Source organism: Streptomyces sp. NPDC020884 (assembly GCF_044333935.1).
GTDB lineage: Bacteria > Actinomycetota > Actinomycetes > Streptomycetales > Streptomycetaceae > Streptomyces.
Genome location: NZ_JBIRRY010000012.1, coordinates 106962 through 132522, shown reverse-complemented (window position 1 = coordinate 132522; position 25561 = coordinate 106962). Strand labels below are relative to the sequence as shown.

The window sequence follows — 25561 nt, the reverse complement described above, 5'->3', positions numbered from 1 at the left end:
GGCCGACCGGCCGCGCGCCCCCGAGGTGGCCGCGGCGTGAAACATCGCCGAACAGCTGTCAGGTACCTGACGGAAACGGTCGCCGGGACTCCATACTCGTCGCGACCGTCCACCCCGCCCGTCCGCCGCTCAGGGAGTCCCCATGACCCACCTCACCCGCCGCCGCGCGCTCACGGTCGCCCTCGCCACCGCTGCCGCCGGCCTCGCCGTCCCCACCGCGACGGCGGCCGCCGCGCCCGCCCGGCCGCGCGGCCCGCGTCCCTTACGTCACGCCCACGCGCACAACGACTACCTGCACGCCCGGCCGCTGCACGACGCGCTCGCGCACGGTTTCACCAGCGTCGAGGCGGACGTCTTCCTCGTCGACGGGGAACTGCTCGTCGCCCACGAGCCGGCCCAGCTCGACCCCACCCGCACGCTCGCCTCGCTCTACCTGGACCCGCTGGCCGCCCTGGCCCGCGCGGGGCACGGGGCGCTCCACCCGCACCACCGCGCCCCGCTCCAACTGCTCATCGACATCAAGGCCGACGGCGTCGCCGCCTACCACGAGCTGGACCGGCAGTTGCGCCGCCACCACCGGATCCTGACCCGCTACAGCCACGGCCGCGTCCGCCCCGGCGCGGTCACCCCGGTCATCTCCGGCGACCGCGCCGCCCGCGTCCCCATGGAGGCGCAGCACACCCGGTACGCGTTCTACGACGGCCGCCTCGACGACCTCGGCACCCCGGCCCCCGCCTCCTTCGCCCCGCTCGTCAGCGCCAACTGGGCCCTGACCTTCGGCTGGCTCGGCGCGGGCCCCTTCCCCCGGGCCGAGCGCGACCGGCTCCGCACCCTCGTCGCCACCGCCCATCGCGAAGGCCGCCGCATCCGCTTCTGGGCCACGCCCGACCTGCCGGGCCCCGAACGCGAGGCCGTCTGGTCCGAGCTGCTCGCCGCCGGGGTCGACCACCTCAACACCGACGACCTGGCCGGACTCGAACGGTTCCTCCGCGCCCGTGGGAGCCGCACCCCCGCCCCGTAACACCTCAGGGCCGGGAAGTACCCGTTCGGCGGACACGCCGGTGCGCCGAACAGCCCCTCCGCTGCGCCACACTGGCGGCCGAATGCCGCAAATCAGGCGCGGCGGAGGAGGTTGGCCATGGCCATTTCGATCTCACTGGTGCTGCTCCTGCTGATCCTGGCGGTGATCTTCCTGCGCAACGGCGGACTGAAGGTCTCGCACGCACTGGTCTGCGCCCTGCTGGGCTTCTTCCTGGCCGGTACGAGCATGGCGCCGACCATCCACGACGGCGTCGGAGCCACCGCCGACCTGGTCAGCGGCCTCCACCCCTGACCCCAGCCCCCGACACCCGCTCCGCCCCCGCCCCGCCCCGGTCCTGACCGGGGCGGCGGACCGTCCGCGCCGCGCCCGGGAATCGCGCACAATGGGCAGATGTCTTTTCCGCCCTCCGGCCGGCACTCGGGCGCCGCCCACCACGAGTACTGCAACACCGGCCTGTGCTGCCGCTGCCAGATGCGGACCTGGACGACGAAGACGGGCGACGAGCGGCTCTGCGGGCCGTGCGCCGCCTGCTGCCACGCGTGCGGCCGGGCGCCCGCGCCCCATCTGGACGGGCTCGACGGCGGGCTGTGCGCCGAGTGCCGGGGACTGTGCGGCCGCTGTCACGCCCCCAAGCGCCCCGACGGGTCCTGCGCCTGCGACCGCTGGCGCGAGAACGCCCGGAGCAATCCGCCCGGCTACGTCCTGCAGGCCCTGCCGCCCCAGCTCCTCCAGGCGCTCGGCGGCCGGCTGCCCAGCACCGTGCACGACCTCATCCACCAGGAACTCCGCGTCCGCAGCTCCGGCCTCCTCCGCGAGCGCATCGAGCGCCGCTGGAACCTGCGCTGGGCCCACGCGCTGGGCGAGAAGGACGAGGACGGCCGCCGCCGGTGGAGCGCCCAGGACATCGCCGAGCAACTCCTGCGGCCCGGCTCCTGCACCGACCCGCAGTGCGAGGACGGCTACCTCCTCACCACCGACACGCCGTGCACCCGCTGTCGCCAGCCGCTGCACCGCTTCGTCACCTCGGTCGCCGACCACACGGCGACCCCGGAGTACGCCCGTTCCACGGCGGCCGGAATCCGCCGGGCGATGCTGGAGAACCGCTCGCGCCCGAAGCGTCCGCCGCGCTGAGCGGTGTTGCGGCAGCGTGTCGGGCACGCGAAACCCTCCTCGTTTCCATGGACACCTCACGGCGCGCCTCCTAACGTCGGGCGGCGGCGCGACCCCCGTCCGTAACCGAGGAGCCCGATGCCCCCGCCGTACCGCAGAGCGCTCGCCCGCGCCCTGGCCCTGACGCTCGCCGTCGTCACCGTCACCCTGCTGGGGCCCACGACCCCCGCGCTGGCCGACGACATCCCCAAGGCCCCCGGACACCGCCTGGTCAAGGCGTACGAAGGTGCTCCCGCCACCGCGTCGCCCGTCCCCGGGCAGGCGCCCCCGCAGCATCCCTTCCTCGCGCCCAACGGCCGCAGCGGCATGCACGCGGACGCGGCGGGCAGCGGCACCCACCCCTACTCCGGGCCGCTCGGCCGGGCGCCCGAGGTGACCAGCGAGAAGATCGCCCCCATCGGCGGCGAGTGCGCCACCGCGACCTTCGACGCGGCCGGCCGGCTGATCACGGTCTGCGGGACCTTCACCGGCTTCCTGCTCAAGCTGCTCGACCCGCGCACGCTCGACACGCTCGCCGAGTACAAGCTGCCGCAGCGCTCCTCCACGGTCGAGGCCATCACCCGGCTCGACTTCTCGAAGATCTTCAAGGACACCTCGGGTGGCGCGTACTTCTACCTGGACGACCAGGACCGGGTCGTCCTGGCCGACTCGCGCCAGCACGTCCTGCGCATCGCCCACCGGCAGGACGCGCAGGGCCGCTGGGAGTTCGTCGTCGAGGACGACTGGGACCTCACCGGGCACGTCCCGCACGACTGCGTGTCCTGGACGAATCTCTTCCCCAGCGGCACCTGCGACCCGGTGACCTCCGTGATGCCCGACTGGCAGGGCCGGATCTGGTGGGTCACCCGGCTCGGCCGGGTCGGCACGGTCGACCCCGACACCTCGGCGATCCGGTCCGTCCTGCTCGACGGCGAGGAGATCCAGAACTCCTTCTCCGTGGCCCGGGACGGCGTCTCCATCGTCTCCGACCACGCCCTGTACAGCTTCACGGCCGAGGCGGACGGCACCCCGCGCATCCAGTGGCGGCAGACGTACGACCGGGGCACCGGCACCAAGCCCGGCTCGGTGAACCAGGGCTCGGGCACCACGCCCGACCTGTTCGGCGCCGCCGGGGAGTACGTCGCGATCACCGACAACGCGGACGACCGGATGAACGTCCTCGTCTTCCGCCGGGGCGTGGACGTCCCCGCCGACCGCCGTCTCCTCTGCTCGGTCCCGGTCTTCGGCCACGGCCGCTCCACCACCGACAACTCGCTGATCAGCTGGGGTGACAGCCTCGTCGTCGAGAACAACTACGGCTACGAGAACCCCACCTCGCTGCTGTTGGGCCGCACCGTCGTGGGCGGCGTCACCCGCATCGACGTGCGCCCCGACGGCAGCGGCTGCGACACCGTCTGGGAGAGCGCCGTCCGCTCGCCCTCCACGGTGCCCAAACTGTCCACGGCCAACGGGCTCCTCTACTTCTACGAGAAGGAGCCCAACGCCCTTGGCATCGACGCCTGGTATCTGACCGCCGTCGACTTCCGGACCGGGGAACGCCGCTGGCGAACGCTCACCGGCACCGGACCCGCCTACGACAACAACTGGGCGCCCATCACCATCGGACCCGACGGCACGGCGTACGTGGGCGTCTTCAACGGCATCGTCGCGGTCCGCGACACCGCCTGAGGCGGGCGCTTCCTCATCCGTCCACCAGCCGGGAACGGATGAGGAAGCGCACCCCCTCCGGGGCCTCCAGCGAGAATCCGCTGCCACGGCCCTCCACGACGTCCACGATCAGCCGGGTGTGGGCCCACACCGCGTACTGGCTCCGCGACATCCAGAAGGGCACGGCCTCGGGCATCCCCTCGACCGCGAGGGCCGCGAGCAGCACATCGGCGTCACCGGTGCGGAACTCACCGGCCGGATAGCACATCGGGGCGCTGCCGTCGCAGCAGCCGCCCGACTGATGGAACATCAACGGGCCGTGGTCCGCCCGCAGCCGGCGCAGCAGGCCCGCCGCGGCGGGTGTCAGCTCGACGGCGGGCGATTTCGGGTCACACTCCATGGACCTGCCCCTTCTCGGCTGCGGCGACGCTGCGACAACCGGACGCAAGTGAACTCGACCGGACGTTGCGACCGGGTTGCACGCCCTATGCTCGCGCCCATGGAGCAACGGGAAGTCGTGAAGCGCGTGATCGGCATCCTCACAGAGGCGCGCGAAATGCAGCGTCTGCTGGAGGCGGACCTCGAACGGGAAGATCTGGACGCGGGAGCGGGCGCCGTCACCGCCCTGCTGAACGAGACGATGCCCCACATCGCCATCCCCGACGACTTCTCCGTCGAGGAGGTGGTCACCGTCGTCGGACGCGAGGTCGGCGGTGCGGTCGAGCAGCTCGTGAGCGCCTTCACCCTCGCGTTCACGATGCTGGCCCAGGTCCACGACTCCGGGCAGACCGACGTGTCCTCGGCCGACGTCCTCCAGGACCTCGCGCTCCGGGTCGAGGGCGGCGGACCTGACGAGGACGAGGATCCGCTCCTGTAGCCCCCTGCGTTCTGCCGCGCCGGTATGCATAGTGGAGGGAGAAGCGCGTATCTCCCTCGCGGCATGGAGGCAGCTGTGGGAAAGAGCACCGACATAGCCCGCGCCAAGGCGCGGAGGCTCAGAGGCATGATCAAGGAATCGGACGGCATCGCCCTCGAGGACGAGCGGCTGAAGGCCGAGGGCAGGAAGGAACAGGCCGAGGCCCGCAGCGAAGAGGCCCTGGCGCGCGCATCGCGGGCGGCCATGGACCGCTGAGGAATCGAAGCGCCCGTGCCGGATGCGACGGCGCGGGCGGTTTCGCGTGGTCCTCCGGTCCGCCCGGGGCCCCGGACGTTACGCGTGTCCGTCCGGGGCCCCAGGGCGCGGTCCGCAGCCGCCCGGCTTCCCCGGACGGCTGCGGAAAGCGCGGTGCGCCGGCCGCGGTCTCCTCTCCGCTCATCTCATCCGTAACCGAAGATCCTCGCGAGGAAGAATCCGGCGACCGCGAGCGCTCCCAGCACGATCAGGGCGGCCCAGACGCCGGGGTGCTCCCAGAGCCCTCCGTCCGCGCGTTCCTCGTGGGCCTCACTGATGGAGCCCTCGGCCGGCGGTGTCTCTCCTGGGGGATTCAGCAGAACAGCCATGCCTCCAGGGTCTCTCCGACCGCGCCGCCGCGCACCCCGTCCGGCTCGACGCCTCCCCGCGCAGGCGGAGGGAAAGTCTCACCCTCGACCCCAGGGTGAGACCGGGGCCGCTCCACCGGGCCGTCCTGCCCACCTGGCTCGACCGCTCCCGCCCCCCCCCGCCGCGCGGGATGCGGAGGCGGCCGGTCGCTGGTTCGCTGGGGGCAGAGGTCCCCAGCGTCCAAGGAGTGGTGATGAGCGGTTCGGACGAACCAGCCGACCTGGCTCGGCAGATGCGTGAGAAGGCCCAGCAGCTCGCCGAGGCCGCGGAGCGCGCGAGCGACCCGCACGAGCGCGAGCGGCTGGAGAAGAAGTCCCGGACGATCCGGGACCGGAGCGAGCAGCAGAGCGCCATGGAGGCCGGGGACGTCTACCCCGAGAAGTAGCCCCTCCCGCCCCGCACGTCCGCCCCCGGAGATCCAGCACCTCCGGGGGCGGACGTGTGCGGGCGGGTGCGGGGCCCCGGGTGCGGACGTGCGGGCGGGTGCGGGGCCCGGGTGCAGGGGGCGGGCGCGGATCAGCCGGCCCACTCCAGGAGCCGATCCGCGCTCCAGGTCGTCACCACCCGGTCCGCCGACACCCCGCACTCCTCGGCGCGGGCACACCCCGACCGCTGCCAGTCGAGCTGCCCGGGAGCATGTGCGTCCGTGTCGATCGCGAAGAGCGTCCCCGCCGCGACGGCGGCGCGCAGCAGCCGCAGGGGCGGATCCCGCCGCTCCGGACGGCAGTTGATCTCCACCGCCGTCCCCGCCTCGGCGCACGCCGCGAAGACCCGCTCCGGGTCGAACCGCGACTCCGGTCGGCCGCGACCGGCCAGCAGACGTCCCGTGCAGTGGCCGAGCACATCGGCCTGCGGATGGCGCACCGCCGCTTCCAGCCGCCGCGTCATCGGCGCGGGGTCCATCCGCAGCTTGGAGTGGACGGAGACCACCACCACGTCGAGCCGCTCCAGCAGCTCGGGCTCCTGGTCGAGCGAACCGTCCGGCAGGATGTCGCACTCGATCCCCGTCAGCAGCCGGAACGGGGCCCACTGCGCGTTCAGCCGCTCCACCACTGCGAGCTGCTCCCGCAGCCGGTCCGGCGACAGACCGCGTGCCACCGTCAGCCGGGGCGAATGGTCGGTGAGGACGGCCCAGGCGTGCCCGAGCTCCGCGGCGGTCCGGCCCATCTCCTCGATCGGGCTGCCCCCGTCCGACCAGTCCGAGTGCAGATGGCAGTCGCCCGTCAGGCGCTCGAAGAGTTCCCGGCCCCCCTCGACGGGCGGCTCCGCCGCGGCTTCCCGCTCCAGCCGGTCCAGATATCCGGGCGTCCTTCCGGCCAGCGCCTCACGGATCACCTCGGCCGTGCGGGGCCCGATCCCGGCGACCCGCTCCAGGGACTTCGCGGCCACCCGATCGGCCGCCTCCCCGTCGGCCATCGCGGTCACGGCGCCGGCGGCCGTACGGAAGGCCTTCACCCGGTAGGTGGCGGCCTGCGAGCGTTCCAGCAGGAAGGCGATCCGGCGCAGGGCGGTGACGGGGTCCATCGGCACCTCCACCGGGGAGCGTCTGCGGCACGGGTCCCTCGCCCGCCCCACCAGCATGGGGGCATCCGGCCCGGCACGCCTGCGCGCTGTGGGGAGCCGCCTCAGGACGCGGCGGTCTCCCCGTCGGTCCCGGCCTCGCCGGGGCCCCCGGCGTCCGCGGCGTCCTGGACGGACACCCAGCGGCCGGTGCCCGTGTCGTAGTCGAGCACGGAATCCTCCCGTGCCCCGCTTGTACGGAACGGCCGCCCGCCGTCGTCGATGCGCACGGTCCCCGACCGGCCGCCGCTGCTCCAGGCCAGCTCCGCGTACCAGTCGCAGTCGCAGCCCACCGTGCGGCCGGTGACCAGGAGGACCTCCGGGTCCGAGACCGAGACGGTGTACGGGAAGGCGACCGCCTCGATCGGCTCGCCGGAGTCGTTGCCCGCGACCGAGCGCGCGAGGGGGCGGGGGACGTCGAGATCGACGTCGAACATCCTCGGGGTGAGCGCCCCGCCGCAGCCGGAGCTCATCCGGTAGACGCGGCCCTTCGCGGGGGCCCGGCGCTCGACGACCCGGATCCGCAGGGCTTCCAGCACCACGGTCCGCTCGTCCCGGCCCTGGAGCGTGATCCGGACACCGCTCTCGCCGGCGTGCACCGCGCCGAGCGCTCCGGCCCAGGAGGCCGCGTCGGCCTCCACCGGGGGCGGCGGGACGGCGCTGGGCGCCCGGTCGACGAGGTAGGAGTGGTCGCAGCCGTTCTTCCAGACATGATCGTCACCGGTCCAGGTGAACGGCACCCGCCCGGCCTTCGGACCCGGCGAGGGCCCGGAGGCCCGGGGGAGCACCTCCTGGCGGGACCCGACGCCGGGCGGCCCGGCCGCCCGGGGGCTGCCGGACGCAGTCCCCCGCGGGGTGCCGCTCGGCGTGCTGTGCGGCTTCCCGGACCCGAGGGAGCCGGAAGGCGAGGGCTCCTGGGTGTCCGCCGGGGGCGCGCCCGGGTGTTGGGCCACCGACGGGCTCCGGTCCGGACCCGACAGCCCCGTCCCCGCGAAGGCGGCGACCAGGGCGAGCACGAGGACCGCCGCGGCGAGGACGCCGATCGCCTGCCCGTACCGGCGCGCCCGGCGGGACCGGAACACCGGCCGCCGGACGGACCCGTTCCCGTTCGGGGCAGGGCCCCCGACGACGTACGACGGCACCGGACGGGAAGTCTCCCCGCCGGACGGCCCCGGGGGAGCGGACGGCCCGGGATCCGCTGACGACCCCTGACGTGCGGGCTGCCCGGGTTCCGTTGTCGGCCCCGGGCGAGCGGGCGGCCCGGCTTCCGTTGTCGACCCCGGATGTGCGGGCGGCCCGGGATCCGCTGACGGCCCCGGCTTCTCGGACGGCCCCGGCTCGGCGGCGGCCTCGGCGGTTCGGGGCCGTACGAGCTCCCCGGGCGACGCCGTCTCCCCGTGCGGAGCGTTGACCGGCAAGGCCCCCGTCTCCCCGCTGGGGGCGTCCACCGGCACGACCCCCGTCCCCCCGGTCGGGGCGTCCACCGCCAGGCCCCCCGCCTGCTCGGCCTCCGCCGCCCCCTGCCGCTCGACCCGTTCGCCGTCCGCCAGGATCCAGAGGCGGTGCAGCGCCTCACGCTCCTCGGGCGGTGCGCCGCACCACCGGGCCAGCCGCTCCACGGGCGCGAACTCCGCGGGCACCGTCCGCCCCGTGCAGTACCGGTGCAGCGTCGAGCCGCTGACCCCGATGCGGCGGGCCAGCGATGCGTACGTCCGGCCCGACTCCTCCCGCAGCGCGTTCAGCCGGTCCGCCAACGCCGCCCGTGCGGCCCCTTCGGCGCCACCCAATCCGCTCGCCCTCCCCTGCCGTCGTTCCAGGGCGTTCCAGCCCTCCGAGAACACCCACGTCACCAGGGGTGGGACGGTTCCAGCCCGGCGGGAAGCCGTGTCGTGCTTGTCCGGATCCGGGGCGGCGGACGAGGCTGGTGCCCGTTCTCGCACCGCCGACGCAGGGCTCCTCGCCGGGCCCCGCACGACCCGGTGCGACGCCGTACGACCACCTGACCGCACCATCCGAAACGGGGAACCCCACCATGCGCACCCTCCGCACCGCAGTCCTGACCGCCGCGGTCACGGGCCTGGCCGTCACCGCCCTGGGCCAGGTCCCCGCCACCGCGGCCCCGGCGCCGGCCCCCGCGCCTCCGAAGTTCCTGAGCGCGGGCCAGCTGCCCGCCTCCACCACCCCCTGGACGGCCGGTCCGGTACGCCAGGGCGTGCCCGAGGAAGGGTCCGTGTGCACCGCCGGAATCGCCCCGGCGACCGGCACCCGCCACCGGGACTTCCGCACCGAGCTGGACACCGGCGCGCGCCAGACCATCACCCTCGCCGCCACCACCGCGCAGGCCAAGGCGCTCGCCGCCGAGCTGCGGAGCGCGCTGGAGACCTGCCTCGACCGGCTGAAGGAGCAGGACCCCGGCCTGGAGGGGGAGGCGTTCTACCAGGGCCGCGTCGACGTGGAGGAGGGCGCGCACGTCTACAGCATCGACACGTCCTACCCGGAGGTCGGCTCCACCGACATCGGGCTCTACTCCGTGGGCCGCGACGGCAGGACGGTGACCGTCGTCGAGTGGGGGCAGCTCGGCGAACTCGACGGCGCACCGCTCGAGGGGTTCAGGAAGACGACCCGCACCGCGGTCGCCAAGCTGCACTGATCCCGCCCCCGCGACCGGCCGCCGCAGGGGAGCGGCCGGTCGCGGAGGTGCGCGGTACCCCGGACCGGGAGCATGCTGGCTGTGTGACCCGGCACGATACGACCCGGCGTCCCCCGCCCGCCGGTAACGGGACCGCGGCCGGGGAGCAGGACGCTGGCCGAGCGCCCGACGAGCTGTCGCTCGTCCTCGCTCAGGCCCTCGTCAGCGCCGTCGAGTCGAGCGACGGCTACGCGGGCGGCGTCTACCTGCCCAGCGGGACGCCCGGACTTCTCCGGCTCGCGGTGCTCGCCGGACTGCCGGCCCCGCTGTTCCGGCCCTGGTGGCGGATGTATGTGAACCGCCCGTTCCCGGTGTCCGAGGCCTACCGCTCGGGGCGGCCCGTGCTGCTCGGCGACGCGGAGGAGGCGATGCGCCGGTTTCCCCAGCTGATGGCCGGGCTGCCGTTCCCGTTCGGTTCGCTGTGGGTGCCGATCGCCGGGCCCCGGGGGAGCCTGGGCGTGCTCGCCGTCCTGCGGGCCTCCACACCCGGCAAGCCCGTCGCTCCCGCCGACGGCGACCGGCTGCACCGCCTCGGCCACCGGCTCGGTGACGCGCTCACCGATCTGGAACAGCGGGGTGTCTCCTGCGTATGGGAGACGGAACCGGTCCCCGTGCAGCTGCCCGCCGCCACCGCGCCCCCGGTGCGGGTCGGCCGCTTCGACTGGGACCTGCACTCCGGGCAGGTCGCCGCCGACGATGAACTCTGCGCGATCCTCGGCTTCGCACCCGACGCCTTCCCGGGCACCGTCGACGCACTCGCCGAACGGCTGGTCCCGGAGGACGTGTACGGGCTGTGGGCGCTGGCCAGGCAGACCGTGGAATCGGCCGAGCCGGTCGTCCGCCGGATGCGGCTGCGAGGCCCCGACGGCCGGTCCCATCTGCTGGAGCTCTCCGGCCGCTGGACCCACCCGGACGGCGATGCCGCCGCCGGCCACCTGACCGGTTTCCTGGTCGACCTCGGTGCGGGACCGGTCGTGCCGGAGGCCGCCGACCGGCTCCCCCGGGGCATCCTCTCCCTGGACCGGCTCGGGCGGATCACGTACGCCAACGGCCTCGCCGAGGAGCTGCTCGGCCACCCCCGTGCGGAGCTCGTGGGGCATGTGGTGTGGCAGGCCCTGCCGTGGTTCGGCCACGAGGCGTACGCGGACCACTACCGGGCAGCTCTCATCGCCGACGAGCCCGTCCACTTCCTCGCCCGGCGCCCGCCCTCGCGCTGGCTGTCGGTGTCCCTGTATCCGGGTCACGACGGGATCAGCGTGGTCCTTCAGGCGACCGACCAGCCGGCCTACGCCCCTGGTTCCGTGACGACACCCGGCCTGGGCATCGGCTCGACCGCCGACCGTTCCTCCGCGCTGTACCGGCCGGTGGCCCTCGCCATCGCGCTGACCGAGGCGGTCACGGCGCGTCAGGTCTCCGCGGTGGTCACCGAGGAGCTGCTGCCCGCGTTCGGCGGCCGTCAGCTCGCCATCTACCTGCTGAACGAGCGCCATCTCCATCTGGCCTGGGAGACGGGATTCCCCAAGGGCTTCCTCGACCGCTTCGACGGGGTCGGGCTCGACGTGAACATCCCCGGGGTGGAGACCCTGACGACGGGCCGCCCGCTGTTCTTCGAGTCCATGCAGCGCCTGGCCGAGGCCTATCCGGGCATCCCGATCGACGCGGACGTCGGGGCGCGGGCGTTCCTGCCGCTGATCGCCTCCGGGCGGCCCGTCGGCTCCTGCATCCTCGGCTTCGACCGGCCCCGCGGCTTCAGTCCGGAGGAGCGCACCGTCCTGACGGCCCTGGCCGGGCTCATCGCCCAGGCCCTGCAGCGCGCCCAGCGCTACGACAGCGAGGTGGCCCTCGCCCGCGGGCTCCAGGACGCCCTGCTGCCGCACCGGTTGCCGGAGGTCGACGGGGTGGACACCCTGGGGCGCTACCTCTCCGGCACCCAGGGCATGGACGTGGGCGGCGACTGGTATGACGTCATCGAGACCGGCCATGAACTCGCCCTGGTCATCGGGGACGTACAGGGCCACGGCGTCGCCGCCGCCGCGACGATGGGGCAACTGCGCAGTGCGGTACGGGCGTTCGCGCTGAGCAACCATGATCCGCAGGAGGTGATCAGCGGTACCAACCGGCTGCTCATCGACCTCGACCCGGGGCAGTTCGCGAGCTGTTGCTACATCGCTTTCGACCCGGAGACCGGGGTGGCCCGTGCCGTACGGGCGGGGCATCCGCAGCCCGTGCTGCGGCGGCCCGACGGCCGGACGGAAGTGCTGGACCTGCCCGGCGGCATCGTGCTCGGGATCGACGGGCGCGCGTCCTACCCCGTCACCCAGATGCGACTCGAACCGGGCGCGATGCTCGCCCTGTTCACGGACGGGCTGATCGAGCGCCCCGGCACGGACATCGACGAGGGGATCGAGCGGCTGCGCGCCACCGTGGAGCGCATCGGCACGGTACCCCTGGCCGAGACGGCCGACCAGGTCATCGGAGAGGCCAGAGCGGCCACCGACCGCCCGGACGACATCGCGATCCTGCTGGCCGCCCGCTGGGGCGAGACCCCGACCGTCCGGCGGCCCCCGACGGCCCGGCATCCTGGACCGGACCTGTGGCGCACGTTCCGGGGGCCGGACCCGGGGCGCTCGGCGGCAGCCCCGGATCCGGCCCCCTAGAAGGCCTCTCGTCGATCAGGCGTCGGCGGGGCGCTCGGCCGGCACGAAGGAGCCGGAGGCCTCCAGCATGCCCTCGCGCTCCACGACCTTGATCCGCTCACGGCCCTGGGCCGCACCGAGCGCCTGCTCGTGGGCGTCCAGCTTGTGCCAGCCCTCCCAGGTGGTGTACCGCACGTCCCGGTCCTGCAGGAAGGCCTCGACGGCCTCCGGAGCGGGTGTGGCGGGCTCGGGCAGCCGGCCGGCGGCGCGGTCCTCCAGGACGCAGGCGACGGTCTCGTTGGCGTCGCCCTTCGTGTGCCCGATCAGACCGATGGGGCCGCGCTTGATCCAGCCCGTGACGTAGACCGAGGCCATGTGCTCGTCACCGGAGATGACGCGGCCCGCCTCGTGCGGGACGGTGCCGGAGGCCACGTCGAAGGGGAGCTTGGGCAGTTCCTCCGAGTAGTAGCCGACGGCCCGGTAGACGCTCTGCACGTCCCAGTCGGTGAACCGGCCGGTGCCCCGGACGTTGCCGGTGCCGTCCAGCTCGGTGCGCTCGGTGCGCAGCGCCACGACCTCGCCGTCGTCGCCGAGGATCTCGACCGGGGACTCGAAGAAGTGCAGGAACAGCTTGTGCGGGCGGTCGCCGACGTCCCGGATCGCCCAGTTCTCCAGGGTCTGCGCGACCATGTTGGCCTGCTTGTTCTCGCGCCGGGTGGCGATGGAGCCCTCGTCGTAGTCGATGTCCTCGGGGTTGACGATGACCTCGATGTTGGGGGAGTGGTCCAGCTCCCGCAGCTCCATCGGGCTGAACTTGGCCTGCGCCGGGCCACGCCGCCCGAACACATGCACCTCCAGCGCCTTGTTCGCCTTGAGGCCCTGGTACACGTTGTCCGGGATCTCGGTGGGCAGCAGCTCGTCCGCCGTCTTGGCCAGGACGCGGGCCACGTCCAGGGCCACGTTCCCCACGCCGAGCACGGCGACCTTCTCCGCGGTGAGCGGCCAGGTGCGCGGGACCTCGGGGTGCCCGTCGTACCAGGAGACGAACTCGGCCGCGCCGTAGGAACCGTCCAGCTGCATGCCGGGGATGTCGAGCGCCCGGTCGGCCTCGGCGCCGGTGGAGAAGATCACCGCGTCGTAGAACGACCGCAGGTCGTCCAGGCCGATGTCATCGGGGTAGCTGACGTTCCCGAAGAGCCGGATCTGGGGCTTGTCCAGCACCTGGTGCAGGGCCTTGACGATGCCCTTGATGCGCGGGTGGTCGGGGGCCACGCCGTAACGGATCAGGCCGAAGGGCGCGGGCATGCGCTCGAAGAGGTCGATGGAGACCCCCGGGTCCTGGCAGACCTCGGATTTGAGCAGCGCGTCCGCAGCGTAGATACCGGCGGGGCCGGCTCCGACAATGGCGACGCGGACGGGGCGTGTCATGGCGTGGTGTTCCTTCGGGGCGGGCGAACGCGGGCAGGTACAGCGTACGTCGGAGGTAAGGGTTGGCTTACTAGTCTCCACCCCACACCGTAAGCGATCGTCCCGCGGGCTCGTCGACCGGCCCTGTCGCGAGTGACCGATTGATCCCTTTCCTTGTGCCGATATGGTCGATTTGGCTCTTTTGGTTCACTCATCCATAAAGGGTCTATTGGGATTGTTGAGGCATTTGCCTAGGCCTGTTTTGGCCATCACCGCGAGGGAGTGGTGAGCGTCACGTCCGAGGGTGCGGACGCAGAAGCGGATCCATCGGTTCCCTTCTGTGCGAAGAAAGTTGACGCCGTGGCGGCACGGCCCGATCCGGGAATTCCGCCATTCGATCTTGCGTGGAAAAGGGAAAGCGGAATGCGGGGGTTGTTCTGTTCCGCGTTTCTCGCCTACGGTCACCGTCAATCCGGATGGAACGCCGAATCCTGCCGCCGTCCGGGAATCCGAAACCCACTCACGTACGGCAGGAGCGGGGGACCCAGGTAAGTCGCCGATCCGTAACCGGAACGGCTTGGGGTGAAGTCGCATCTTCGTGCGGCCAGACATCTCCCGTCTGAACCCGACAGCTCACCTCGCAGGCGCCGGAGAGGAATTCCCCATGCCCGCACAGGGTAAGCACCGCCGTCCCAAGTCCACCTCGCTGAGCCGCGGCCTCGCCGCCATGACCACCGGCGGAGCCGTTCTCGCCCTGCCGGTCATCGGCGCCACCAGCGCCTTCGCGGCCCCTGCGCCCGCCGCCGCGCCGCAGGCCGTGGTGCCCGCCTCGGTGGCCGCATCGGCTGATTCCGCCGTGCGCGCCGCACCCGCCCAGCATTCCGTGGTGGCCGGCGAAACGCTTTCCAAGATCGCCCGCGAGCATTCCGTCAGCGGCGGCTGGAAGAAGCTGTACGAAGGCAACCGGAAGATCGTCGGAGGGAATCCCGACCTTATTCACCCGGGTGTCAAGCTGACCCTCGGAAGCAAGGCCGCCGCCCCGTCGGACGCCAAGGCCGGCAAGGCTGGCAAGGCTGGCAAGGCTTCCCCGTCCGCCGCACGCGGCGCCTCGGCGGACCGCGCCGACCGTTCGGAGCGCGTCGACGCCGCCCCCGTGGCACAGGCCGCTCCGGCCGCCGAGAAGAGCGCCGTCACCTACACGAACGACCTCGACGGCTGGATCAAGGAGTCGCTCGCCGTCATGGCCGAGCAGGGCATCCCCGGCACCTACGAGGGCATCCACCGCAACATCATCCGCGAGTCCTCCGGCAATCCGGCCGCGATCAACAACTGGGACTCCAACGCGGTCAAGGGCACCCCGTCCAAGGGGCTGCTCCAGGTCATCGACCCGACCTTCCAGGCCTACCACGTGCCCGGCACCTCGACCGACAGCTACGACCCGGTCGCCAACATCACGGCCGCGTGCAACTACGCCGCGGACCGGTACGGCTCGATCGACAACGTCTTCGGCGCGTACTGAGCCTTCCCGTACAGGCCTGAGGGGCCCCGGACCACGGTCCGGGGCCCCTCAGGCCTGTACGGGAAGTTACCCCCAAGTTTCTAGTGACTTACCACGCGATCGACAGTAGAACCTGTTGCACTCTGTCGAGAGTGAGGGATGTCACATGAGTGACGCTACCACGCAGGATGGCGAGGCCAAGGGTGTCTCGCGTCGAAGGTTCATCACAGGAACAGGTTCTCTTCTGGGGGCCGCGGCGCTTGCCGGACCCGCCGCGCCGTCATGGGCGAGCGTCCGCACGGCAGCGGCGCCGATCGGCTCCGGCGCCCATGTGCCGGTCCTGGTCATCGGCACCGGATACGGCGGCTCCGTGGCCGCCCTCCGGCTCGCCCAGGCCGGCACGGACGTCCACATGATCGAGATGGGCATGGCCTGGGACACCCCGGGCGCGGACGGCAAGATCTTCGCCAACACCACCAGACCGGACGACCGCTCGTTCTGGCTGCGGACCCGCACCAAGCAGCCGCTGAGCAACTTCCTCGGCTTCCCCATCGACAAGAACGTCAACCGCTACACCGGCATCCTGGACGCGGAGGAGTTCTCCGGCATCACGGTCTACCAGGGCCGCGGCGTCGGCGGCGGGTCCCTGGTCAACGGCGGCATGGCCGTCACCCCGCGCCGGGAGAACTTCGGCGCCATCCTCCCGACGGTGAACGCCGAGGAGATGTACAGCACCTACTACCCGCGCGCCAACAGCGGGCTGGGCGTCACCACCATCGATCCCGCGTGGTTCGACACCGTCGACTGTTACCAGTACGCCCGGGTCGGCCGAAAACACGCCCAGCGCTCCGGCTTCCCGTTCCTCTTCGTGCCCGCGGTCTACGACTGGGACTACATGAAGCAGGAGGCGGCCGGAACCGTCCCCAAGTCAGCCCTGGACGCCGAGATCCTCTACGGCAACAACTACGGCAAGAAGTCGCTCCAGAAGACCTACATCGACCGGATCAAGGCCACCGGCCGGGTCACCATCACCCCGCTCCACAAGGTCACCACCGTCACCCCCGCCCCGGGCGGCGGCTACACGGTGCTCATCGACCAGCTCGACACCAGCGGCCAGACCACCGTCACCAAGACCGTCACCGCGGACAAGGTGTTCTTCGCCGCGGGCAGCGTGGGCACCAGCAAGCTGCTCGTCGGCCTCAAGGCCACCGGTGCGCTGCCGCTCCTCAACAACGAGATCGGCAAGGGCTGGGGCGACAACGGCAACGTCATGTGCGGCCGCGCCAACCACCTCTGGGACCCGACGGGGCAGGTGCAGTCCTCCATCCCCACCGGCGGCATCGACAACTGGGACGCCGGCGGAGCGTTCGCCGAAGTCGCTCCGCTGCCCACCGGGATCGAGACCTGGGCCTCGTTCTACCTGTCGATCACCAAGAACCCCAACCGCGCCCAGTTCACCTGGAACGCGGCGGCGGGCAAGGCGGAGCTGAACTGGCAGACGGCGTGGAAGCAGCCGTCCATCGACGCCGCGAAGACCATCTTCGACAAGATCAACCAGAAGGAGGGCACGATCTACCGCACGGACCTCTTCGGCGTCTACAAGATCTGGGGCGACCACCTCACCTACCACCCGCTGGGCGGCGCGGTCCTGGACAAGGCCACCGACAACTACGGCCGGCTGCACGGCTACCCGGGCCTGTACGTCATCGACGGCGCCCTGATCCCCGGCAACACCAGCGTCAACCCGTTCGTCACCATCACCGCGCTCGCCGAGCGCAACATCGAGCGGATCATCGCGACCGATCTGTAGGTGACCACGGAGAGCCCGGGGCCGGGAGTGCCAACCCGGCGGCCCCGGACTCCGTCAGGGGTGTTCGACCCTTTCCCGGTGACCCGGCAGAACGCACACCGCGTCGATCCCCAGCACATGGTTGAGCCGCCCGAACGCCAGCCACGAGCCGATGCTCATCGTCAGCTCCACGATCTCCGCCTGGCTGTAGTGCGCGGTCATCCGCTTCCAGAAGGCATCGTCGAGACCGTGATGGTCGAGCGTGTACCGCTCGGCGTACTCCGCCGCCAGCCGGGTCCGCTCGTCGAAGGCATCGGTCGTACGCCACTGGATCACCGCCGCGGCGAACGCCTCCTCGACCTTCGCCCCGTCCCGCTCGGTCCGCCAGTCCAGGCAGAACAGGCACCCGTTGATCTGCGCGACCCGCAGCCGCGCCGCCTCGAACTCCCGCAGCCCCAGCGTCGTGTGCTCGTACACGGACATGGAGAAGGTGGCCGCGGCCATGCCGATGCCGGGGACCATCTCCCCCCATACGTAGCCGATGGGCTCCTGGCCCTCCGGAATATCGATGATCATGCCGGTCTCCTTCCCAGCCTGCCGACCGCAGGCCGCAGCGGAACGTCGAGTGCGTCGTACAGGCCCGGTTTCGCGTCCACCAACCAGTCGATCGCCGAGACGAGCCGTCCGACCGCGGTGGCGTTCCCGCCCGCCGACCGGTTCTCGCCCTCGTCGGAGGCCTCGACCGTCACCTCGATACGGGGACGGCCCTCGATCACCACCCGGTGCGCGCCCACCCCGTCGGGCGGGGAGGGCCAGTCGGGCGCGCACGAGGGATGAATACGGGTGATGTGCTCGATGACGATGCGGGGCACGCCGTCCACGATGCCCTGCACCTCGAAGCGCACGGCGCCCTGCGTGCCCGCCGCGAACCCGCCCATCGTGCGGGTCTGCACCTCTCTCTCCAGCGCCCGGCGGTCCAGGGTCTCGCGGATCTCGTCGAGCTCGACGCCCAGCGCCCGCGCCATGAGACGTATCTGACCGCCCCACACCATCGTCGGAACGCTCTCCGCCAGCATCAGCGGCTCGTAGTCCATCGGGTGCCCCATGCCGATCAGATGGCGCACCGACTCCTCCTGCTCGTACGTGGAGTAGTCGAAGATCTCCTGGCAGCGGATGACGTCCACCTCGGTGCCGAGACCGCTGACCAGCAGGGGCAGCACGTCATTGCCCCAGCCGGGGTCGACGCCGGAGACGAAGAGCGAGCCGCCGCCCTCGGCGACGGCGGCCAGCACCGGGTCCCGCAGCTCCGGTGGGGCGTTGCGCTGGTCGTAGAGCGGATAGAGGGAGGGCGTGACGACCACCGCGCCGGCCCGGATCGCCCGGCCGATGTCGGCGAGTGCGTCGTCGGGGCGGATGTCGCCGGACGCCGCGTAGACCACCGCGCGCGGACGGGCGGCCAGGACGGCGGCGATGTCGTCGGTGGCCGCGACCCCGAGCGTGCGCCCGACCCCGCCGAGCTCGCCGGCGTCGCGGCCGACCTTGGCGGGATCGTGCACGAGGACGGCGGCGAGTGTCAGTGCCGGATGGGCCTCGACGGCGCGGATCGCCGCGCGGCCGACGTTGCCGGTACCCCAGACAACCGTGGGAATCATGCGCGGAGGGTAGCGGCCGGGCCTTGCACTTCCCAGAGCCGTGACAGGACCAAATCCGACGGGACAAAAGGGAGTTCCCGGGCCGGCGGTGATCCGCCGGCCCGGGAACCGTACAAGGCGTCGCCAGGGCCTACCGCTTGGCCCGTGCGCCGTTCGGGGTGCCGGAGATCGTGAACTGCGAGCCGGGCTCGATCAGCACGTCGCCGTCGGCCGAGTCGGTGATGGTCACGTCGGACAGGGTCGCGTTGCCGCGCGCACCGCCCATCGCGAGAATCCCGGAGCCGTTGTTGGACTTGTCGATCCGGACGTTCTCGATCGTGACGTCCGGCATCAGACCGCCGCCCGTCTTGAACTGGATCCCGTCATAGGTGGAGTCGATGATGTCCGTGTCGCGGATCGTGACGCCGGGGATCGGCAGGTTCTGCGGGAAGAGGGTGATCGCGCCGAACTCCTGGTCCTCGTTCCAGAAGGCTCCGCCGGTGCGGTACAGGGCGTTGCCCGCGATCAGCGTCTCCCCGGAGAAGGGCAGCGGGTCGTGGTCGGTGGCCAGCATGATGGCCGGGTAGTTCATGGTGTCGGAGATGATGTTGTTCTCGATGCTGTTGTCGTAACCGCCGTAGATCGCGATGCCGTTGGCGCGCCAGGGCAGCTGGATCGTGTTGTTGCGGAAGCTGTTGTCGTGGGCGATGTCGGTGGACTGGTCCTTGACGTACTTGCTGGACCAGACGGCGAGCGCGTCGTCGCCGGTGTTGCGGAACGACGAGTTGTAGACCGTGGAGTTGCGCGTGCCGTTGGCGAAGTTGATGCCGTCGGCGTAGGTGTTGCGAATCCGCACGCCGGTGAACTCGACGCCGTCGCCCGGGTTCCACAGGTCGGGGATGTTGTCGAAGTCGCGGCCGGCCCAGACACCCACGTTGGCGTGCTCGATCCAGACGTTGCTGATCTTGGTGTCCTTGCCGAAGCGGCCGTTCAGCGCGACGCCGCCCTCCTGGTTGCCGTCGCCGCCGCGGATGGTGCCGGAGCCGAAGATCGCGATGTCGGAGATTTGCGTGTTGTCGTCGATGTCGAAACCGAAGTTGCCCTCGTGCGGATGGTTGATCCCGCCCGCCTCGTGCGGCGGGGTCAGGGTGTAGAGCTGGGAGTGCCACATGCCCGCGCCCCGGATCGTCACGTCCGAGATGCCGACCTGGTTCCACTGGCCCCGGTCGAGCGGGTCGTCGGTGAGGATCTTCTGCTCCTGGCGCCACTGGCCCGCCGGGATCCACACGCAGTCGATCTCGCCCTCCTGGTTCGCCGTCACCGCGCGCTGGATCGCGTCCGTGTCGTCGATCCCGTCGTTCGCCACCGCGCCGTACGTGGTGATGGACACGCAGCCCGACGGCTGGGCCGAGGGCGCTGCCACCTGCTCCAGGTCGATCAGGTCGATGACGTAGAAGGCGGCGTTGTCGCTCGCGTCCCGCTGGAGGCGGAACTTCGTGCCGGCCGGATAGGTCTGCGCGAGCAGCGCGTGGGACTCGTCGAACAGCCGCCGGGCGTCGCCGCCGGGGGTGTTGGTGAGCCCTTCGGGGCTGTCGGTGTTCCCGTACAGCCAGCTGTGCTTCGAGGAGAGGTCGAGCTTGCGGACGAACTCTCCGTCGGCGTACAGGCTGATGGTCGCCTCGCGGCCGCCACCGCCCGGCGCGTCGGGGATGGAGTTGCGCACGACGACGGAGTTCGACGGAGCGGTCGAGGTGAACTCGACGAACTCACCGGTGGAGTCGAGCCGCACCGACTCGCGGCCGGAGGACTCGGTGGCGTAGTTGGTGTGCCCGAAGGTGCGCACGGCGTCGGACTGCAGCAGTGTGCCCTCGTAGTCGGCGGCCTCGGCCTCCAGCTCCGTGTACGGCACGGCCGCGCCGCGTCCGACCACGATGGAGCGGGCGAACACGTTGTTGCTCTCGCTGGTCTCCGCGACCAGGTTCGTGGCGTCCGCGGTGGCGGTCAGCGTGGCGCCGCCGCTCGCCGCCGTCCAGCTGCCGCTGACCGTCACGTTCGCGGTCGCGCCCGCCGCGATGGCCGGGGTGGTGCCGTTCAGGGTGGTGGAGCCGACGGCCAGGCGTGTGACGGTGCCCGCGCTCACCGCGCTGGTGCCGCGGTTGTGCACCCCCACGGTGAAGGAGACCGCCGCGCCGACGGCCGGGTTGGACGGGCTGGAGGTGATGGAGCGGACCTCCAGGTCCGGGCCGGGGCTCTGTCCGACCACCAGCGGGGAGGCGGTGGTGCGGCTGTTGTTGGCGTTGTCCGACTCGACGACCGTGTCGGTCGGGTCGACCAGCGCCGAGACGGCGTAGGAGCCCTGCGACCGCTTGCCCGCCTCGACCGAGACCTCCTCGGAGGCGCCGGCGGCGAGCGGGCCGACCGGGGCGCTGCCCACGACCACCCCGCCCAGGCTCACATTGACGGTCGTCGCGGGGGAGGCGGCCGAACCGATGTTGCGGACGGTCCCCTCGACCGTGATGTCGTCCGTCTCGGACGGGGACGAGGGGCTCCAGGACAGGGCGCTCACGGTGAGGTCGGGGTTGGGCGCGGCCGTCCCCAGCACCTGGATCTCGGCGACCTGCGCGCCGGGCGCACCGGTGTTGGAGAAGAACTTCAGCTGGAGGTCGGCGACCCGTCCGTCCACCGGGATGGTCACCGTGTTCTGGTTGCCGGCCGGGTCGAACGCATAGCCGGCGCGGGCCCGCAGTGAGGTGAAGGCGGTGCCGTCCTGGGTTTTGCCGAGCACCTGGATGTCCTGCGTCCGGCTCGCCCAGATCGCGTCCGGGGCGAGCTTGACCACCACGGACTCCAGGTCCGCGTCGGCGCCGAGCTTCACCGTGAGGTCGGCCGGGAGGCCGTTCGACTCCCAGTAGCTGCCGACGTCGCCGTCGTTGGCGTTGGCGGCCGGGAATCCGCCGTGCGATCCGCTGGCGGTGACGGTCTTGCCCCGGGCCAGATCGGTGGCCTCAGCCGCGCTCGCGGCCACGGGCAGGAGTCCGACGGAGGCCAGTCCGGCTATCAGCAGTCCGCTGATCGACCGCCTGGTCGCTCGTTTGCATCTCATGACGTCCTCTGCTTCCACAATAATTGAGTCGGCAAGTCAATCTTTTGCGCTCAGAGGTTCATAGATTTCTGCCCTGTTTCGGATTTGTCAACGGTCTTCGCATGGCCATGTCATCTGGATGTGCGAAGTGACGTCATGTCAGGCAGCCGGAGGGGCCGCTCTGTTCAGGGCGTGGGCGCACCGATGGCCAGCAGCAGCACCACGTCCACCGCCGCCACGGCCACCGCTCCGGCCAGGGCGGCCTTGCGCCACCGGCGGCCGAGCGCCGGACCCGCGAGCGCCGCCGCGCCGGCCAGCACGAGCGCCGCTGCACCCCCGGCGTCCACCGGTCCGGGCGGCCCGAGCGCCAGCACCGCCGTGGCGCCGAGAAGCGGCAGCGGCAGCAGCAGCCGGGTCCCCGGGTCGCCCAACCGGTGCGGGAGACCCCGGATCCCCGCCGCCCGGTCCGCCGCGATGTCCGGGAGCGTGTCGGCCAGATGCGCCGCGAACCCGAGGAGGGCCCCGGCCGTCACCGTCCACCACCGGGGCCCCGGTCCGCCGGGCAGGGAGAGGGCGACGGCGGCGGGCAGGGCGCCGAATCCGACCACGTACGGCAGCCAGGACAGGGCGGTCGCCTTCAGCCGCAGGTTGTAGAGCCAGGCGGCCGCGACCGCGGCGAGGTGCACCGCGCCCGCCAGGGCGCCGCAGGCCAGCGAGAGCGGTACGCACAGGGCGAGCGCGATCGTCGCCGCCGCCCACACCGCGCCGGTCTCGACCGTGCCGTCGGCCGCGGGCTTCCCCCGCCGGCCGGCGCGGGCGTCACGCCGTGCGTCGTACGCGTCGTTGCACCAGCCCACCGACAGCTGACCGGTCAACACCGCCGCCGTGACCAGGGCGGAGCGGGGGCCGCCGAGACCGGAGCCCAGAGCGAGGGCACAGGCGAGCGCGGTGACCGCGAACGCCGGACCCGGGTGGCACGCCAGAGCGAGCCCCGCGGCCCGGCCCCGCCGCCCCGCGCCGGCCGGCTCCGCGCCGGCCGCGCTCACCCTGTCCGTGGCGTCCATCAGGCGATCGTAGGGGGCTGTCGCCCCGTCAATACGGCGACCGGGCGGGTCCCTTGCCGCGATTCCCCACCCGTTGTGGGCAGGATGGTGTCATGACGCCACCGAAGCAGGAGGCAGGATGACCCGCATCGCCGCGGTGCACGGGGCCCTGCCGCCCCATCGCCACACCCAGCGCGAGGTCACCGACATGGTGGCCCGCACCTGCCTGCCGCCCGGCGCCGACCGCCGCGTCCTGGACCGGCTCCACGAGAACGCCCGCGTCCGCAACCGGCACACCGTGCTGCCGCTGGACGGCTACCGCGACCTCGACGGCTTCGGCGACTCCAACGACGTGTTCATCCGGTCCGCCGTCGACCTCGGCGCCCAGGCCGTCCGCGGCGCACTGCGGGCGGCGGGGCTGCGGCCCACCGACGTGGACCTGTTGCTGTTCACCTCCGTCACCGGCATCGCCGCCCCCTCCGTCGACGCCCGGCTCGTGACCCGCCTCGGACTGCGGTCCGACGTCAAACGACTGCCCGTCTTCGGCCTCGGCTGCGTCGCCGGAGCCGCCGGCACGGCCCGGCTCCACGACTACCTCCTCGGCCGCCCCGACGACGTCGCCGTGCTCCTGTCGGTCGAGCTCTGCTCCCTCACCTTCCAACGCCACGACACCTCGCCCGCCAACCTGGTGGCGACCGCGCTGTTCGGCGACGGCGCGGCCGCCCTGGTCGCCCTCGGCGGCCGCCGGGCCGTCGCCGGGCCCGAGATCGTGGCCACCCGCAGCCGGATGTACCCGGACACCGAGCACGTCATGGGCTGGGACATCGGCTCCACCGGCTTCACCGTGGTCCTCGACCCGGCGGTGCCCGACGTCGTCCGCCGCTATCTCGCCGACGACGTACGGGAGTTCCTCGGCGAACACGGTCTCAAACCGAAGGACGTCGCCCACTGGGTGTGCCACCCGGGCGGCCCCAAGGTACTGGAGACCGTCACCGAGGTCCTCGACCTGCCCGACGGCGCGCTCGACGTCACCTGGCGCTCGCTGGCCGACGTCGGCAACCTGTCCTCGGCCTCGGTCCTGCACGTCCTGCGCGACACCATCGAACAGCGCCGGCCGGAGCCGGGCACCCCCGGGCTGCTGCTGGCCATGGGCCCGGGATTCTGCTGCGAACTGGTGCTGCTGCGCTGGTAGGACGGAGAGACCCGATGACCCGACACCCGCGCCCGCCCGTGAACGGAAGCCCTATATGACCTGGTACACCCTCCTGGTACTGGCCGTCGCCGCCGAGCGCCTCGCCGAACTCGTCGTGGCCCGCCGCAACACCCGCTGGAGCCTGGCCCGCGACGGCGTCGAATCGGGCCGCGGGCACTATCCGGCGATGGTCGCCCTGCACACCGCGCTGCTGGTCGGCTGCCTGGCCGAGGTCGGGTTCGCCGACCGGCCCTTCCCGCCCGTCCTCGGCTGGACGATGGTCCTCGTCGTGGTGGCCGCCCAGGCGCTGCGCTGGTGGTGCATCCGTGCGCTCGGCCCCCGCTGGAACACCCGCGTCATCATCGTCCCCGGCCTGCCCCGCGTCACCGGCGGCCCCTACCGGTGGCTGAGCCACCCCAACTACGTCGCCGTCGCCGCCGAGGGCCTCGCCCTGCCCCTGGTCCACGGGGCGTGGGTGACCGCCCTGGTGTTCACCGCCCTCAACGCCGCGCTCATGGCCGTACGGATCCGCTGCGAGGACCGGGCGTTGGCCCGGCTCCCGGCCGTCGACGCACCGGCGTGATCGACGTCCTGGTCGCCGGCGGCGGACCGGCCGGACTGGCCGCCGCGATCGCGGCCGCGACCGGGGGCCTGGAGGCGGTGGTCGTCGAACCGCGCACCGCCCCCGTCGACAAGGCGTGCGGCGAGGGCATCATGCCCGGCGGCGTCGCGGCCCTGCGCGACCTCGGCATCCGGGTGGCCGGCCACGAACTGCGCGGCATCCGGTACACCGACGGCCGGCGCACCGCCGAGGCGGCGTTCCGGGGCGGCCCCGGCGCGGGCGTCCGCCGCACCGAGCTCCACGCCGCCCTGCACGAGCGGGCCGCCGCCCTCGGCGTACGCGTCGTCACCGGGAAGGTGGGTGAGGTCCGGCAGGACGAGCGCACCGTCACGGCCGCCGGCATCCGGGCGCGCTGGCTCATCGCGGCCGACGGCCTCCACTCGCCGCTGCGCCGCACCCTGGGCCTCGACCGGCCCGTCCCCGGGCCCGGACGCTACGGGCTGCGCCGCCACTACGCGCTCGCCCCGTGGACCGACCACGTCGAGGTGCACTGGTCCCGGCACGGTGAGGCGTACGTGACCCCGGTCGGCGAGCGTCTGGTGGGGGTGGCCGTCCTGAGCCGCGACCGCCGCCCCTACGACCGGCACCTGGCCGCCTTCCCCGCCCTCGCGGCCCGGCTCACGGGCGGTCCCGAGGCCACCCCCGTACGCGGGGCCGGTCCACTGCGTCAACGGGCGCTCGGCCTCCGGGCCGGACGCGTCCTGCTGGTCGGCGACGCCGCGGGCTATGTGGACGCCCTGACCGGCGAGGGCATCGCCCTCGCGGTGGCCACCGCGACGGCCGCGGTCGACTGCCTGACCGCCGGGCGGCCCGAGGACTACCCCCGCCGATGGGCGCGGGCCACCCGGCGCTACCGCCTGCTCACGGCGGCGCTGCTGGGCGCCGCGGGCCACCCGTCCTCGGGCCGGCTGATCGTCGCCGCGGCCCACCGGGCCCCCGCCGTCTTCCGCGCCGCGGTCCACGCGCTCCAGTGAACGAGGGGCCCGCGCGGGCCGCTCGGCGCTCGATTGGCG

The 25561-nt window shown here is 72.6% G+C and carries 23 protein-coding genes and 1 riboswitch; of the genes, 14 read left to right on the top strand and 9 right to left on the bottom strand.

The window, feature by feature from the left end:
- Positions 1–142 precede the first annotated feature (142 nt).
- From ACH4UK_RS32365 to ACH4UK_RS32350, 4 genes are all read left to right on the top strand, one after another.
- Positions 143–1021 (top strand): phosphatidylinositol-specific phospholipase C/glycerophosphodiester phosphodiesterase family protein, encoded by an 879-nt coding sequence (locus ACH4UK_RS32365; protein ID WP_398362088.1) that lies wholly within the window; start codon positions 143–145, stop codon positions 1019–1021.
- A gap of 117 nt (positions 1022–1138) precedes the next feature.
- Positions 1139–1333, top strand: coding sequence for a hypothetical protein (locus ACH4UK_RS32360; protein WP_398362086.1), 195 nt, complete (start codon positions 1139–1141; stop codon positions 1331–1333).
- Positions 1334–1432: 99 nt separating this feature from the next.
- Positions 1433–2173 carry a hypothetical protein gene (locus ACH4UK_RS32355; RefSeq protein ID WP_398362084.1) on the top strand — a complete coding sequence of 247 codons (741 nt, stop codon included), beginning with the start codon at positions 1433–1435 and terminating at the stop codon, positions 2171–2173.
- 117 nt (positions 2174–2290) lie between these two features.
- Positions 2291–3880 (top strand): hypothetical protein, encoded by a 1590-nt coding sequence (locus ACH4UK_RS32350; protein ID WP_398362082.1) that lies wholly within the window; start codon positions 2291–2293, stop codon positions 3878–3880.
- Positions 3881–3893: 13 nt separating this feature from the next.
- Here ACH4UK_RS32350 and ACH4UK_RS32345 read toward each other — a convergent pair whose 3' ends face one another.
- Entirely contained in the window at positions 3894–4259 is a 366-nt protein-coding gene (locus ACH4UK_RS32345) for a DUF779 domain-containing protein (RefSeq protein ID WP_398362080.1), read from the bottom strand.
- A gap of 87 nt (positions 4260–4346) precedes the next feature.
- Between ACH4UK_RS32345 and ACH4UK_RS32340 the strand changes: the two genes are divergently transcribed.
- Both ACH4UK_RS32340 and ACH4UK_RS32335 read left to right on the top strand, forming a co-directional pair.
- The gene (locus ACH4UK_RS32340) at positions 4347–4736 is read left to right on the top strand and encodes a hypothetical protein (protein ID WP_030081948.1); all 390 of its coding nucleotides are present in this window, start codon (positions 4347–4349) and stop codon (positions 4734–4736) included.
- Between the two features lie 75 nt (positions 4737–4811).
- Positions 4812–4991 (top strand): hypothetical protein, encoded by a 180-nt coding sequence (locus ACH4UK_RS32335; RefSeq protein ID WP_398362078.1) that lies wholly within the window; start codon positions 4812–4814, stop codon positions 4989–4991.
- A gap of 185 nt (positions 4992–5176) precedes the next feature.
- Here ACH4UK_RS32335 and ACH4UK_RS32330 read toward each other — a convergent pair whose 3' ends face one another.
- Positions 5177–5359 (bottom strand): DUF6480 family protein, encoded by a 183-nt coding sequence (locus tag ACH4UK_RS32330; protein ID WP_398362076.1) that lies wholly within the window; start codon positions 5357–5359, stop codon positions 5177–5179.
- Between the two features lie 233 nt (positions 5360–5592).
- Here ACH4UK_RS32330 and ACH4UK_RS32325 point away from each other — a divergent pair, with 233 nt between their 5' ends.
- Positions 5593–5784 (top strand): DUF6381 family protein, encoded by a 192-nt coding sequence (locus tag ACH4UK_RS32325; RefSeq protein ID WP_069757189.1) that lies wholly within the window; start codon positions 5593–5595, stop codon positions 5782–5784.
- A 131-nt stretch (positions 5785–5915) separates the two neighbouring features.
- Here the strand turns inward: ACH4UK_RS32325 and ACH4UK_RS32320 are convergent, their stop codons facing one another.
- Together ACH4UK_RS32320 and ACH4UK_RS32315 are read right to left on the bottom strand one after the other, a co-directional pair.
- On the bottom strand, positions 5916–6923 hold the full coding sequence (locus tag ACH4UK_RS32320; RefSeq protein WP_398362074.1) for a PHP domain-containing protein: 1008 nt from the start codon (positions 6921–6923) through the stop codon (positions 5916–5918).
- A 101-nt stretch (positions 6924–7024) separates the two neighbouring features.
- Positions 7025–8746 (bottom strand): helix-turn-helix domain-containing protein, encoded by a 1722-nt coding sequence (locus ACH4UK_RS32315; protein ID WP_398362072.1) that lies wholly within the window; start codon positions 8744–8746, stop codon positions 7025–7027.
- A 245-nt stretch (positions 8747–8991) separates the two neighbouring features.
- Between ACH4UK_RS32315 and ACH4UK_RS32310 the strand changes: the two genes are divergently transcribed.
- Both ACH4UK_RS32310 and ACH4UK_RS32305 read left to right on the top strand, forming a co-directional pair.
- Positions 8992–9609: a hypothetical protein gene (locus tag ACH4UK_RS32310; RefSeq protein ID WP_398362070.1), complete on the top strand. Its 618-nt coding sequence runs from the start codon at positions 8992–8994 to the stop codon at positions 9607–9609.
- Positions 9610–9692: 83 nt separating this feature from the next.
- On the top strand, positions 9693–12305 hold the full coding sequence (locus ACH4UK_RS32305) for a SpoIIE family protein phosphatase (protein WP_398362068.1): 2613 nt from the start codon (positions 9693–9695) through the stop codon (positions 12303–12305).
- 15 nt (positions 12306–12320) lie between these two features.
- On the opposite strand, the gene ACH4UK_RS32300 is transcribed toward ACH4UK_RS32305, so the two are convergent.
- Positions 12321–13712 (bottom strand): FAD-dependent oxidoreductase, encoded by a 1392-nt coding sequence (locus ACH4UK_RS32300; protein WP_398362066.1) that lies wholly within the window; start codon positions 13710–13712, stop codon positions 12321–12323.
- Positions 13713–14163: 451 nt separating this feature from the next.
- Positions 14164–14351, top strand: a riboswitch (cyclic di-AMP (ydaO/yuaA leader).
- 4 nt (positions 14352–14355) lie between these two features.
- Here ACH4UK_RS32300 and ACH4UK_RS32295 point away from each other — a divergent pair.
- A complete protein-coding gene (locus ACH4UK_RS32295; RefSeq protein WP_398362064.1) occupies positions 14356–15210 on the top strand; it encodes a transglycosylase SLT domain-containing protein in 855 nt (284 codons plus the stop codon).
- A 145-nt stretch (positions 15211–15355) separates the two neighbouring features.
- Positions 15356–16999 carry a GMC oxidoreductase gene (locus ACH4UK_RS32290; RefSeq protein WP_398362062.1) on the top strand — a complete coding sequence of 548 codons (1644 nt, stop codon included), beginning with the start codon at positions 15356–15358 and terminating at the stop codon, positions 16997–16999.
- 54 nt (positions 17000–17053) lie between these two features.
- Here the strand turns inward: ACH4UK_RS32290 and ACH4UK_RS32285 are convergent, their stop codons facing one another.
- The 4 genes from ACH4UK_RS32285 to ACH4UK_RS32270 form a co-directional block, all read right to left on the bottom strand.
- A complete protein-coding gene (locus ACH4UK_RS32285; RefSeq protein ID WP_398362060.1) occupies positions 17054–17554 on the bottom strand; it encodes a carboxymuconolactone decarboxylase family protein in 501 nt (166 codons plus the stop codon).
- Positions 17551–18630, bottom strand: coding sequence for a dihydrodipicolinate reductase (locus ACH4UK_RS32280; protein ID WP_398362058.1), 1080 nt, complete (start codon positions 18628–18630; stop codon positions 17551–17553). The genes ACH4UK_RS32285 and ACH4UK_RS32280 overlap by 4 nt, the downstream gene beginning before the upstream one ends.
- Before the next feature lie 130 nt (positions 18631–18760).
- Positions 18761–21712: a CARDB domain-containing protein gene (locus ACH4UK_RS32275; RefSeq protein ID WP_398362056.1), complete on the bottom strand. Its 2952-nt coding sequence runs from the start codon at positions 21710–21712 to the stop codon at positions 18761–18763.
- A 164-nt stretch (positions 21713–21876) separates the two neighbouring features.
- Positions 21877–22755 carry a UbiA family prenyltransferase gene (locus ACH4UK_RS32270; protein WP_398362054.1) on the bottom strand — a complete coding sequence of 293 codons (879 nt, stop codon included), beginning with the start codon at positions 22753–22755 and terminating at the stop codon, positions 21877–21879.
- 118 nt (positions 22756–22873) lie between these two features.
- On the opposite strand from ACH4UK_RS32270, the gene ACH4UK_RS32265 reads away from it, so the two are divergent.
- The 3 genes from ACH4UK_RS32265 to ACH4UK_RS32255 are packed head-to-tail and all read left to right on the top strand — an operon-like array spanning position 22874 to position 25522.
- Entirely contained in the window at positions 22874–23926 is a 1053-nt protein-coding gene (locus ACH4UK_RS32265) for a type III polyketide synthase (RefSeq protein WP_398362052.1), read from the top strand.
- A 55-nt stretch (positions 23927–23981) separates the two neighbouring features.
- Positions 23982–24509 (top strand): isoprenylcysteine carboxyl methyltransferase family protein, encoded by a 528-nt coding sequence (locus ACH4UK_RS32260; protein WP_398362050.1) that lies wholly within the window; start codon positions 23982–23984, stop codon positions 24507–24509.
- The gene (locus ACH4UK_RS32255) at positions 24506–25522 is read left to right on the top strand and encodes an NAD(P)/FAD-dependent oxidoreductase (RefSeq protein ID WP_398362048.1); all 1017 of its coding nucleotides are present in this window, start codon (positions 24506–24508) and stop codon (positions 25520–25522) included. Before ACH4UK_RS32260 ends, ACH4UK_RS32255 begins: the two co-directional genes overlap by 4 nt.
- Positions 25523–25561 lie beyond the last annotated feature (39 nt).